Origin of the sequence: Amycolatopsis sp. Hca4, from assembly GCF_013364075.1 — a bacterium.
GTDB lineage: Bacteria > Actinomycetota > Actinomycetes > Mycobacteriales > Pseudonocardiaceae > Amycolatopsis.
Map to the genome: position 1 here is coordinate 5,259,453 of NZ_CP054925.1, position 12,693 is coordinate 5,272,145.

10 protein-coding genes are annotated in these 12,693 nt (G+C 70.1%); 2 read left to right on the forward strand and 8 right to left on the reverse strand.

Translation table 11 applies throughout. The features are described 5' to 3' along the window. The first annotated feature begins 25 nt into the window (after nt 1–25). Nucleotides 26–1,282 (forward strand): primosomal protein, encoded by a 1,257-nt coding sequence (locus HUT10_RS23085; RefSeq protein ID WP_176173148.1) that lies wholly within the window; start codon nt 26–28, stop codon nt 1,280–1,282. A gap of 766 nt (nt 1,283–2,048) precedes the next feature. On the opposite strand, the gene HUT10_RS23090 is transcribed toward HUT10_RS23085, so the two are convergent. Continuing rightward, entirely contained in the window at nt 2,049–3,245 is a 1,197-nt protein-coding gene (locus HUT10_RS23090; RefSeq protein ID WP_176177953.1) for an MFS transporter, read from the reverse strand. Between the two features lie 97 nt (nt 3,246–3,342). Continuing rightward, complete coding sequence (locus tag HUT10_RS23095; RefSeq protein WP_176173149.1) at nt 3,343–4,437, reverse strand: adenosine deaminase; 1,095 nt, start codon at nt 4,435–4,437, stop codon at nt 3,343–3,345. A 213-nt stretch (nt 4,438–4,650) separates the two neighbouring features. Here HUT10_RS23095 and HUT10_RS23100 point away from each other — a divergent pair, with 213 nt between their 5' ends. After that, nucleotides 4,651–5,772 carry a PA containing protein gene (locus HUT10_RS23100; protein ID WP_176173150.1) on the forward strand — a complete coding sequence of 374 codons (1,122 nt, stop codon included), beginning with the start codon at nt 4,651–4,653 and terminating at the stop codon, nt 5,770–5,772. Nucleotides 5,773–5,867: 95 nt separating this feature from the next. Here the strand turns inward: HUT10_RS23100 and HUT10_RS23105 are convergent, their stop codons facing one another. The 6 genes from HUT10_RS23105 to HUT10_RS23130 form a co-directional block, all read right to left on the reverse strand. Continuing rightward, nucleotides 5,868–7,151, reverse strand: coding sequence for a thymidine phosphorylase (locus HUT10_RS23105; RefSeq protein WP_176173151.1), 1,284 nt, complete (start codon nt 7,149–7,151; stop codon nt 5,868–5,870). Further along, nucleotides 7,148–7,537, reverse strand: coding sequence for a cytidine deaminase (locus HUT10_RS23110; protein ID WP_176173152.1), 390 nt, complete (start codon nt 7,535–7,537; stop codon nt 7,148–7,150). The genes HUT10_RS23105 and HUT10_RS23110 overlap by 4 nt, the downstream gene beginning before the upstream one ends. Continuing rightward, a complete protein-coding gene (locus HUT10_RS23115) occupies nt 7,538–8,770 on the reverse strand; it encodes an ABC transporter permease (RefSeq protein WP_176177954.1) in 1,233 nt (410 codons plus the stop codon). It lies immediately after the preceding gene. A gap of 32 nt (nt 8,771–8,802) precedes the next feature. Continuing rightward, nucleotides 8,803–9,894 (reverse strand): ABC transporter permease, encoded by a 1,092-nt coding sequence (locus tag HUT10_RS23120; protein ID WP_176173153.1) that lies wholly within the window; start codon nt 9,892–9,894, stop codon nt 8,803–8,805. After that, a complete protein-coding gene (locus tag HUT10_RS23125) occupies nt 9,891–11,462 on the reverse strand; it encodes an ABC transporter ATP-binding protein (RefSeq protein ID WP_176173154.1) in 1,572 nt (523 codons plus the stop codon). The genes HUT10_RS23120 and HUT10_RS23125 overlap by 4 nt, the downstream gene beginning before the upstream one ends. Before the next feature lie 80 nt (nt 11,463–11,542). Further along, nucleotides 11,543–12,685: a BMP family protein gene (locus HUT10_RS23130; protein ID WP_176173155.1), complete on the reverse strand. Its 1,143-nt coding sequence runs from the start codon at nt 12,683–12,685 to the stop codon at nt 11,543–11,545. Nucleotides 12,686–12,693 lie beyond the last annotated feature (8 nt).

Below are 12,693 nucleotides of genomic sequence, written 5' to 3' on the forward strand. Positions count from 1 at the left end.
GGGCGGTACTCCGGAGGGCTAAGGAATGGCACAGGACATCATCCCGATCGAACTCGGCCTGCCGCAGGGCGACGTCGTCACCCTGTGGGCGCCGCGCTGGCGGGAAGACGGCGAGGAGTGGGAAGCGTTCCTCGGCGACGAGGACGACCTGTACGCCTTCGCCGACGCCGCCCACCTGGCCGCGTTCGTGCGCACGTCCGAGCGGCACGACCTGCTGGACCACCCGGCGTGGGACGCGGTGCCGTCGCTGAACGTGCCGGAGCTGATCCCGGACGAGGACCACACGTACGACCTCGTCGGCGTGCCGGAGCTGGTCGCCGAGGAGCCGGACGTCTGGCACATCGCCGAGCTGGCGGAGATCGTCGGCATCGTGCGCTCGCTCGCCGACGTCTGCGACCTCGAAGAGGTCCACGAGATCCTCGACTCGACCGAGGGCTTCTCGCTGCTCGACCAGGGCACGCTGCCGTTCACCGGGAGCGTCGGCGTCCAGGTGTGGAACGACCTGTCCGAGACGGTGTCGCAGAAGTGGGACACCGTGCTCGACGCGATCGACGGCCTGGTGACCCAGCCGGAGGTCGACGAGAAGGTGCTGGAGCAGACGGCCGAGGAGCTGGCCGCGTTCCACGAGGAGTCCGCCGAAGCCGAGGCCGGCGCCGAGGGTGAAGAGGACCTCGAAGCGCTGTCCTCGGATGAGGACGAGGACTCGATCGAGGAAGAGGGCCCGGTCGGCTTCTGGGCCGAGGTCGGCATCGACCCGATCAAGATCATCACGTCCGGCGCGGAGTACTACACGCTGCGCTGCTACCTCGACGACGCCCCGGTGTTCCTGGGCAGCGACGGCGAGATCGACGTGTTCACCTCGCCGTCCGCGCTCGCCCGCGCCCTCGCCGACGGCAAGGAGCTGGCCGACACGGACCTCGCGGACGTGTCCACGTGGGACGAGGTACTGGCCAAGGCGACGGCGGGCGAGCTCGAGATCGAGGTCGACCCGGAGAACACGTACGTCCTGACGGGCCTGGACGCGGACATCGCGGAGGGCCCGGAGTCGATCGACCCGACGCAGCTGGAGCTGGCGGTCGAGCTGATCACGGACGCGGCGGAGTGGGCCGGCGACGACTCGGCGGAGACGGCGTTGGCGGGCAACGAAAGCCTGGGCTGGCTGGTGTCGTTCGTCCTCCGCCCGGACCCGACGCGCCTGGAGCCGTCGGCACCGTTCGACGCGGAGCAGAGCGCGTGGCGCAAGCTGGTCGAAACTTTCGAGAACCGGCTTACGGTGGCTTGAGTTTCGGTTGGCCGAAGGCCGCCTCCCACAGGTTGGGGAGGCGGCCTTCGCCGTGTCGACCCTCCAATCACGCGTGTCGACCCCTCAATCACGCGTGTCGTCCCTCCAGGCACGCGAGTCGTCCGTCCAGGTACGTGAACCGACCGTCCAGGTACGCCGGCCGACCCTTCGGGTACGCAAACCGACTGTCCAGGTACGCCGGCAGTCCCTTCGGGTACGCGAACCGACCGTCCGGGTAGGCGGATCGGCCGGTCCACAGGCGAGGCGAGATGTGGACTACTCCGCCGAGCGCGCCCCTCGCCGCCGGTTTTCGTCATGGGCGGCCGATACGCTGGAGACGGGGGGCGCCCCCGCGGGGCTGAGCGGAATTTCGGCGCTGAGCGCGAGGGCAAGCTGCGGAACCCATCTCGTCGATTGGCTTGCCTGGGCGCGCGGTGCGCCGCCCGCCCATCGGCCGGCAGACCGGGCGGGCGGCTTGGCGGCGCGGCTCGTGCACCCGAACGAGCGGTTCCCGCATCCAGATGGTCGACCAGCGCGCCCAGGCGGTCGGCCCGCATCCCCAGACGGTCGACCCACGTACCCAGACGGTCGGCCCGCGTCCCCAGACCGTCGGCCGTGCATCTGAAACATCGGCCGGCGTGCTCAGCCGGGCAACTCCCGTGATCGCGCGGGCATCTCGCGTGACCCGGCGGGCATCTCGCGTGATCGGAGGGGCATCACGTGTGATCCCGGAGTCGGCACGGGTGATTGGAGGGTCGACACGGCATCACGGGGACGGGGGTTCGGCGCGGACCGGGACCACCGCCACGGCCAGCGCCGGGAAGATCGCCGCCACGCAGAACGCGAGTGCGTACCTGCTGTCGCCGATCAGCAGGCCCAGCAAAGGCGGGGTCAGGGAAGCCGCGATGTTCTGGGCCGTGTTCTGCGTTCCCATCGCGCGCCCCGACCAGGCCAGGCCCGCCAGCTCGGCCGAGGCCGTGAAGCCCAGGCCGTTGTCCGCCACCGTGATGATCCCGCCCAGCGCCAACGCCAGCAGCACCAGCCACGGCCAGGAAGCGTCGCCGAGCGCGACCAGCAGCATGACCAAGCAGCTCAACACCGCCAACACCCGCATTGGGCGCAGCCGGCTGCCCACCCGGTCCGACCACCAGCCCGACCCCAGGCGTCCCAGTGCCCCCAGCACCTGGACCACCGCCAGGTACCAGCCCGCCGCCAGCGGGCTCCAGTGCTGCACCGCCACCAGGTACACCGGCGCGAACGCCGACACCGCGAACTGCGGCACCACCAGCAGCGCGCTCGCCCCGTGCACCCGCCACAGCGCCGCGTGCCGGTACGGCGATGGCGGCCGCTCTCCCGCCACCGCGCGAGGCGGCCGCGGCGGGTCCGTCACCAGCCACGCCACCAGGAGCGCGACCACGATCGCCAGCCCCGCCGGCAGCAGCAGCGCCGCCCGGAAGCCGTAGTGCGCGGCCAGCGGCGGCAACCCCAGCGCCGCCACGCCCACGCCGAGCGGCTGGGCCGTCTGGCGGATCCCCATCGCCACGCCCCGCTCGGACTTCGCGAACCAGCCCATCACGACGCGCCCGCTCGCCGCGTTCACCGAAGCCGTACAGGCGCCGGCCGCCAAGAACACCCCAAAGAGGAGCCCGACCGGGTGATTTCCTACCCCGGCGTACACCAGGAGTAACCCCGAGATGCCCAGGCCAAGGGCCATGATGAGGCGCTCCCCGTAACGGTCCGCAGCCGCGCCCCACACGATCAGGGTGAACAACAGCCCGATGCTCGGCGCCGCCACGACCGTGCCGGCCTCGGCCAGCGTGAGCCCTTCGGCAGCACGCATCGCCGGGACCAGGAACGGAAGGCCGTACAGGAACGAGCAGCTCGCCGTCTGCGCGGCGAGGCCGAGCGCCAGGACAAGCCATCGCCGCCGACTGGTTGATACCGCCACGACCTGCGCCACCATCGTCACCGTCTCAAATAATGAGATACGTTTCCTACATGGTGAACGATAGTTGGCATGGCTAAGGACCGCAAGCGAGTTGCGGTCCGAAGCGGGGAGGTCAGGCGAGCGCGGCGTACCCGGGCTTGATGACGTCGTCGATCAGCGCGAGCCGGGCGTCGAAATCGATGAACGCGGATTTCATCGCGTTGATCGTGAACCAGCGGAAGTCGTCGATACCATAGCCGAACGTCTCGTGCAGCGCGGCGAATTCGCTGGTCATCGTGCATCCGCTCATCAGCCGGTTGTCCGTGTTCACGGTCACCCGGAAGCGCAGCTTGGCGAGCAGGCCGATCGGGTGCTCGGCGATCGAGCGGACCGTGCCTGTTTGGACGTTCGACGTCGGGCAGATCTCCAGGGGGATGCGGCGGTCGCGGACGTACGCGGCCAACCGTCCAAGGTGGACCGTGCCGTCCGCGTCGGTCTTGATGTCCTCGGCGATCCGCACGCCGTGCCCGAGCCGCTCGGCACCGCAGTGCTGAATCGCCTCCCAAATGGACGGCAAACCGAATGCCTCGCCAGCGTGAATGGTGAAATGCGCATTGTTCTGACGCAGGTATTCGAACGCGTCGAGATTGCGGGTCGGCGGGAATCCGTCCTCCGGGCCGGCGATGTCGAACCCGGCGACGCCGGCGTCGCGGTAGCGGACGGCCAGGTTCGCGATCTCGAGCGCCCTGGCGTGCTGGCGCATCGCGCAGAGCAACGTCCCGACGCGGATCGTGCCGCCGTTCGCGGCCACCCGGCGTGCGCCCTCCGTTAACCCCGCCTGCACGGCCTCGACCACCGCATCGAGTGACAGACCGCGTTCGACGAACAACTCCGGTGCGTAGCGCACCTCGGCGTAGACGACGCCGTCGGCGGCCAGGTCCTCCACCGCCTCCGCGGCGACCCTGACCAGCGCTTCCTCCGTTTGCATCACTCCGCACGTGTGCGCGAAGGTCTCGAGGTAGGAGACGAGTGAGCCGGAGTCGGCCGCTCGGCGGAACCAGTTGCCCAGGTCGGCCGGGTCCGTGGTGGGCAGACCGGCATAGCCGGTCGCGTCGGCGAGCTCGGCGACGGTGGCCGGGCGGAGCCCGCCGTCGAGGTGGTCGTGCAGCAGCACCTTGGGTGCGCGGCGGAGTGTCTCGGTGGGCAGAACAGGGCTTTCGTCAGGCATCCCCCAACGGTAACCTCGTTGTCATTCCCCTACATGGCCGTAACTCTCAGGCTCGGGCTAACCCTCAGCGTTGAGGATCATGTCCCGAATCGGCCATCCGGGGGCTGCCTGCGCAATAGCCTCTTCACGGGGGCCATACAGACAGCAATTTTTCCAATCGATAAGCTTCGTGGCACGTCCCTCCATTTCCCCGCCGACGAAGGACACACAGCAGTGACCACTGACAACCACATTGCCGCCCCGTCCTTCGACCGGATGCGCAACATGCTGGTGCGCGCGGCCGAAGTGCGTGAGAGCGAGCAGCAGCAGATCTTCGACGCGCTCGACGACATCTACGCCCGCCTCGCGCCGGTCGACTCGCTGGGCGCCGTCCGCAAGCGGCTGTCCGAGATGCCCGACCGCACCGAGGTCAGCGTCCTCGCCGAGCGCCTCGACGAGACGATGTCCCGCCTCGAGGCCCAGGACGCGGCGATCGCCGCCCTGACTCGCGCGGTCGAGAGCATCGTCGACAAGCTCGCCAAGCCCTTCGCGCAGCTCGACGGCCGCCTCGACGGCGTCGCCGCGCGCTTCGAGGGCGTCGCCGGCCGGATGGACGGGCTCGAGGACAAGCTCCAGAACATCCACCGGCGGCTCGACGAGCTGGGTGGCCACCTCGACAAGCAGGACGCGAAGCTCGACTCGATCCCGCAGTCGGTGCACGGCCCGGTCCGCGAGCGGATCGAGCAGATTGAGGCGACGCTGCGCGAGCGCATCGACTCCACCGACCACGAGCTGCGCGGCAAGGTCGACGAGCTCAGCCGCGTCACGCAGGAGCGCGTCGGCGAGCTGGGCCGCACCACGCACGAGCGGATCGACGCCAACACCGAGGCGCTCAAGGTCGCGCTGACCGAGACCGGCGAGATGATCGACGCGTCCGACCGGCTGGAGAACCTGGGCAACCGGCTCGAAACGGTCACCACCCGCCTCGACGACCTGGCCTCCCGCCTCGACAAGGTGGAGGACGGCTTCCTCTCCGGCATCGGCGACCTCGACGGCGCGCTCAAGGCCGGGCTGTCGAAGGTCGAGGGCACGCTGTCCAAGCAGCCGGACACCGACTCGGTGGACTCGCTGGTCCGCAAGAGCAACGACGAGAGCGTCCGCCGCATCGGCGGCCAGCTCGACGAGGCGATGGCGACGTTCGCGGAGCTGATGCTCGGCGGCGGCCCGGCGGTCCAGCAGATCGCGCCGCCCCCGCCCGCCCCGCGCCAGCCGCGTCGCAGCTCCCGCAACGGCCGCGCGCCCAAGCCGGCCGACGGCAAGGCCAAGGCCGAAGGTGCGGAAGAAGCAGCGGAGTAAGGCTCACGCATGAAGAAGGCCCCGCCGGGATCCCGGCGGGGCCTTTCTCATGCTTCAGATGTCACTCGGACGGGTGATCATCTTCGCGACAAGCATCACACCTCGGCGCGGATGGTCTCCACGACGATCGGGCCCGGCTCGGGTGCCGAGTCCGCGATCGAGAACCCGCCTTCGAGGGCGGCCAGGGCCGCGGGGACCGCGTCCGGTGTGTCCGTGTGCAGCTCCAGGAGCGGGTCACCGGCCGAGACCCGGTCGCCCGGCTTCGCCAGGCACAGGATGCCCGCCGCCGCTTGGACCGGGTCCTCCTTGCGGGCCCGGCCCGCGCCCAGCCGCCACGCCGCGACACCCACCGCGTACGCGTCCAGCGAAGCCAGCACCCCCGACGCAGGCGCCGACACGACGTGTACGTGGGCAGGCGTGGGCAGCGCCGCCGAAGGGTCGCCGCCCTGGGCGGAGATCATCCGGCACCAGACCTCGTACGCCTTGCCGGAAGCCAGCACCGGCTCCGGGTCCACGTCGAGACCGGCGAGGGCCAGCATCTCCCCCGCCAAGGCGAGAGTCAGCGCCACCACGTCCGCCGGCCCGCTGCCCTGGAGCACGTCGACCGACTCCGCGACCTCCACCGCGTTCCCGACCGCCCGCCCCAGCGGGACGTTCATGTCGGTCAGCAACGCCGTCGTCGGGACGCCGTGATCAGCGCCGATCGACGTCAGGGCCGCAGCCAGCGCGCGGGCTTGCTCGAGAGACTTCATGAACGCGCCCGACCCGAACTTCACGTCCAGGACCAGCCCGGACGCGCCCTCCGCGATCTTCTTGCTCATGATCGAGCTCGCGATCAGCGGGATCGACTCCACCGTCGAGGTGACGTCCCGCAGCGCGTACAGCTTCTTGTCCGCCGGTGCCAGCCCGTCCGTCGCCGCGCAGACCACCGCGCCGACGTCTTCCAGCTGCCTGGCAATCTCCGAAGTGGACAGTGCGGCCCGCCAGCCGGGGATCGACTCCAGCTTGTCGAGCGTCCCACCCGTGTGGCCGAGCCCGCGCCCGGACAGCTGCGGCACCGCCGCCCCGCACGCCGCCACCAGGGGCGCCAGCGGCAGCGTGATCTTGTCGCCGACCCCGCCCGTCGAGTGCTTGTCGACCGTGGGCCGGGAAACGGACAGCGAAAGCCGTTCCCCCGACGCGATCATCGCGTGCGTCCACCGCGAGATCTCCGCCGAAGTCATCCCGTTCAGGAAGATCGCCATGGCCAGCGCCGACATCTGCTCTTCGGCCACGACCCCGCGCGTGTACGCGTCGACGACCCAGTCGATCTGCTCGTCGGAGAGCGTCCCGCCGTCCCGCTTCGCCCGGATGACGTCGACCGCCGCGAACGCGCTCACGGCAGGTCGTCCGGGCCGAACGCGTCCGGCAGGACGTCGGACATCGGCAGGATCCCGCTCGGCGTGTCCACCAGGCACGAAGACCCGCCCAGCTCGAACAGGATCTGCCGGCAGCGCCCGCACGGCATCAGCAGGTCACCGGCACCGGAACGGCAGGCCACGGCGACCAGCCGGCCGCCACCGGACAGCCGCAGCTGCCCGGCCATCGTGCACTCGGCGCACAGCCCGAGCCCGTAGGACGCGTTTTCGACGTTGCACCCGGTCACCACCCGGCCGTCGTCGACGATCCCGGCCACTCCGACGTGCAGCCCCGAATAAGGCGCGTACGCGTGGGAAGCCGCCTCGATCGCCCGGGACCGCAGCGCGTCCCAATCCACAGTAGACACTCAGTCCTCACCCCGTCGGTACGGCTGGCCGTCGGCCTTCGGCGGCCGCAGCCGCTGCGAAGCCACCGCCAGCACGATCAGCGTCACGAAGTGCGCGGTGTACGGGATCAGGTCCGACGGCAGCGTGTCGTTGGACCAGTAGATCGCGTACAGCACACCCGCGCCGAGCACGCCGAGGCCGGCCGCGATCCACTGGCGGCGGAACAGCTGCACGACGACGATCACGGCGACCAGGATCACCGCGCCGTACAGCAGCGCCAGCACCGCTTCGCCACCGCCGGCCAGCTGCAGGCCGTCCGCGTAGCCGAACAGCGCCGCGCCGCCGAGCAGGCCGCCCGGCCGCCAGTTGCCGAAGATCATCGCCGCCAGGCCGATGTACCCGCGGCCGTTCGTCTGGTTCTCCAGGTAGTCCGCGCCGCCGCGCAGCAGCACCAGCGAAGCGCCGCCCATACCGGCGAACGCGCCGGAGATGATCACGGCCACGTACTTGTGCAGGTAGACGTTGACGCCGAGGGACTCGGCCGCCACCGGGTTCTCGCCGCAGGAACGCAGCCGCAGGCCGAACCGGGTCTTCCAGAGGATCCAGAAGCTGACCGGCACCAGGACGATCGCGAGCATCGTCAGCGGCGCCACCTCGGTGACCAGGCCACGCAGGATGCCGGCGACGTCGGAAATCCCGACGCGCTGCTGCTTCTCCAGGTCGCCCAGCCAGTCCGAAAGGAACGTCGCCGAGTACGTGTCGAACTTCGGCACCACCGGCGACTGCCGCGGGTTGCCGGAGATCGGCGCGAAGATCAGGTTCGCGAGGTACTTCGTGATGCCAAGGCCGAGCAGGTTGATCGCGACACCGGAGACGATGTGGTTGACGTTGAACGTCACCGTCGCCACCGCGTGCAGCAGCCCGCCCAGCGCGCCGAACACGATCGCGGCGATCAGGCCGGCCCAGACGCCACCGTTGTAGGAACCCCAGGCGGCGCCCCAGGTCCCGAGGATCATCATGCCCTCGAGGCCGATGTTGACCACGCCCGCGCGCTCGGCCCAGAGGCCGCCCAGCGCGCAGAGCAGGATCGGCAGCGCCAGGCGCAGGGCCGTCGAAGCGGTGTTCGACGACGTCAGCGCGGAGACACCGGTGGAGTACGACGCCGTCGAGATGACGGCGATGGCGATGACGGCCCAGATGACCCCGCGCAGCCAGCCGGGGACCCGGCCCCGGCGGCGGCGCTGCACCGGCATGTTCGAGCCGGATTCGGGAGCGACGTCGGTGATCACACCGCACCCCCTTCGGCGACCGAGGAACCCTTGCGGGCGGCGAGCGCGCGGCCCACCCTCCGTTGTTCGGCCGCGAGGTCGGCCCGGCGCACGATCTCGTACGCCACGACGACCGACAGCACGATGATGCCCTGCATGATCGTCGCGATCTCCTTGGACACGTTGATCTGCTCCAGCGACACCGCGGAGGTGTCGAGGAACGCCCACAGCAGCGCGCCGAGCGCGATGCCGCCGGGGTGGTTGCGGCCGAGCAGCGCGACCGCGATGCCGGTGAAGCCGTACATCTGGGTCGCGGTGATGCCGTAGCTGTAGTCGCGGCCGAGCAGCTCCGGCATCGCGACCAGGCCGGCGACGGCACCGGAGAGCAGCATCGCGATCAGCGTCATCTTCTTGGCGTTGACGCCACCCGCGGCGGCCGCGGTGGTCGACTCGCCGGACGCCTTGAGCTCGAAGCCGAACCGCGTGCGGTTGAGCATGAACCAGTAGGCACCGCCGACGATCGCGGCGATGAACACGAACCCGAACAGCGTGCCCGAGCCGAGCGGGATGCCCGGGATCCGGCCCGACGGCTCGATCACCCGGGTGCCGATGTTGTTGCCGGTCTGCACGCCGAACTGGTCGGCGTTGATCAGGAACGCGATGATCCCGGCGACGATCGCGTTGAGCATGATCGTCGAGATGACCTCGCTGACCCCGCGGGTCACCTTGAGCACGGCCGGGATGGCCGCGTAGGTCATCCCCGCGACGACCGCGACCAGCAGGATCGCGATGACGTGGATGACCGGCGGCAGCTTCATCGCGCCACCGGCGATCGCGGCGACGACGGCGGCGAAGCGGTACTGGCCTTCGACACCGATGTTGAAGAGGTTCATCTGGAAGCCGATGGCGACCGCGAGCCCGGACAGGTAGTAGACCGTCGCCAGGTTCACGGTGTCGACCGCGGTCGAGCCCTTGAACATCTGGCCGATCATCGTCCCGTACGCCTGCAGCGGGTCCGCGCCCGAGATGAGCAGCGCGATCGCCGACAGCAGGACGGCGAACACGATCGCCAGCAGCGGTGGCAGCAGTTTCGTGCGCCAGGAAGTCATTCTTCGTCACCTTCTCCGGCGCCGGTCATCGCCGAGCCCAGTTCCTGCGGCGTCACCGTGGCGGGGTCGGCCTCGCTGACGAGCCGCCCGCGCAGCATGACGCGGATCGTGTCGGACAGGCCGATCAGCTCGTCGAGGTCGGCGGAGATGAGCAGCACGGCGAGGCCGGCCGCGCGGGCCTGGCGGATGTTCTCCCAGATCAGCGCCTGCGCGCCGACGTCGACCCCGCGCGTGGGGTGCGACGCGATCAGCAGCACCGGGTTGCCCGACAGCTCGCGCCCGACGATCAGCTTCTGCTGGTTGCCGCCCGAGAGCGCCGCCGCCGGGACGTCGATGCCCGGGGTGCGGACGTCGTAGTCGCGGACGATCCGCTCGGTGTCGGCGCGGGCGCCGGCGATGTCGAGCAGCTGGCCCTTCGAGACCGGCTCGCGGGTCTGGTACCCGAGGATCCGGTTGACCCACAACGGTTGCGTGAGCAGCAGGCTGTGCCGGGTGCGGTCCTCGGCGATGTAGCCGATGCCGGCTTCCCGCCGCGCCAGCGTCCCGGTCTTGGTGAGGTCGCGGGCCTTGCCGTCGGCGTCGACCAGTTCGATCGTGCCGCCGGTCGCCTTGCGCATGCCCATGATCGTCTCGACGAGCTCGGTCTGGCCGTTGCCCTCGACGCCGGCGATGCCGAGCACTTCGCCCGCGCGCACGGTGAACGTGACGTCGTCGAGCGCGTTGCGGTCCGAGCCCTCCGCGCCCAGCGTCAGGCCGGACAGGCGCAGCACGGCGCGGTCGGTGACGGTGGACTCGCGGGTCTCCGGGCTGGGCAGCTCGGAGCCGACCATCATCTCCGCGAGCTGGCGGGAGGTGATGGTCTTCGGGTCGGCGGTGCCGACGGTGGTGCCGCGGCGGATCACCGTGACGGTGTCGGCGATCGCGCGGACCTCGTCGAGCTTGTGCGAGATGAAGAGGAACGTGTAGCCGCCGTCCTTCATCTCCCGCACGGTGTCGAAGAGCGCGTCGACCTCCTGCGGCACGAGCACGGCGGTCGGCTCGTCGAGGATGATGATCTTCGCCCCGCGGTAGAGCACCTTGACGATCTCGACGCGCTGGCGGTCGGCGACGCCGAGCTCCTCCAGCAGCGTCTCCGGCTTGGCGTGCAGGCCGGTGCGCTCGGCGAGCTCGGCCAGCCGCGCGCGGGCGGCGCGGCCGATGCCGTGCAGGCCCTCGGCGCCGAGGAAGACGTTCTCGCCGACGGTGAGGTTGTCGGCGAGCATGAAGTGCTGGTGCACCATGCCGATGCCGGCGCGGATGGCGTCCTGCGGGTTGCGCAGTTTCACCTCTTCGCCGTTGATCGCGATGGTGCCCTCGTCCGGCGGCTGCATGCCGTACAGGATTTTCATCAGGGTGGACTTGCCGGCGCCGTTCTCGCCACAGATGGCGTGCACCTCGCCGGCGGCGACGGTGAGGTTGACGTCGGAGTTGGCCACCACGCCGGGAAAGCGCTTGGTGATCCCGGTCAGCTGGACGGCGGGGGCGCCCCGGTCGGGGACGGCCTCGGCCGGGGCCTCGGCTGTGCTCATGGGCGGGAGAATTCCCTATCTCGTGTAAACGCGTGAGGGGCCCGGAGGAGAGTTCCTCCGAGCCCCGGACACGTCGTGAGCTACTTCTGCGGCTTGTCCGAAACGGTGATGGCACCCGAGATGATCTGGGCCTTGTAGCCGTCCAGAACATCCTTGATGTCGTCGACCTTGCCGCCGGAGGTGGCGTAGCCGACGCCGTCGACCTTGAGGTCGAACCGCTTCGGCAGGACGCTCAGATCGCCCTTGGCGACGGCCTGCACGTAGTCGAACACCGCGACGTCGACGCGCTTGAGCATGGACGTGATGATGACGTCCTTGTCGGCCTCGACGGTCTTCTGGTTGTACTGGTCGGAGTCGACCCCGATGGCCAGCGCGTTGCCCGCCTTGGCGGCGTCGAAGACGCCCTTACCCGAGGCGCCCGCGGCGTGGTAGACCACGTCCGCGCCCTTGGCGATCTCGGCCGCGGCCTTCGCGTTGCCCTTCGGCGGGTCCTGGAACCCGGAGAAGTCACCGGCCGGGGTCAGGTACTCGTCCTCGATCTTGATCTTGGACGAAACGGTTTTCGCGCCCTGCAGGAAGCCCGCTTCGAACTTCTGGATCAGCGGGGTGTTGACACCGCCGACGAAGCCGATGTGGCAGTTCTTGCTCTTGTACGCGGCGGCGACGCCGGCCAGGAACGAGCCCTGCTCCTCGGCGAAGACCAGCGGCGTCACGTTCGGCAGCTGGATCGAGTCGTCGTCGACGATGGCGAACTTGGTGTTCGGGTACTTGGCCGCGACGACCTTGACCGACGGCGCGTAGGCGAAGCCGACCGCGATGATCGGGTTCAGGCCCGAGGAGGCCATCTGGTCGAGGCGCTGCTGCTTGGCCGACTCGGCCTCGCTGGCGGAGGCGGTGCTCTCGCTGACCGTCGTCACGCCGAGGTCGGACTTCGCCTTGTCGGTGCCCGCGGCGGCGGCGTCGTTGAACGACGCGTCACCCCGGCCGCCGACGTCGAAGGCCAGGCCGATCTTCAGCTGGCTGCCGTCGACCTTGCCACCGGCCGCGGTCGAGCTGCTGGCGGCGGCGGGCGCCGCGGGCGGCTTCTGCGCGGTGACGCAGTCGGAACCGCCCGTCGAGGCCGCGGTGTTGTTCGAGCTGTTACCACCGCCGGAATCCTTGGCGCACCCGGCCAGGGTGAGCACCCCGGCCATGGCCGCGGCGGCCAGCGCGGTTCCACGCATGCGACGCA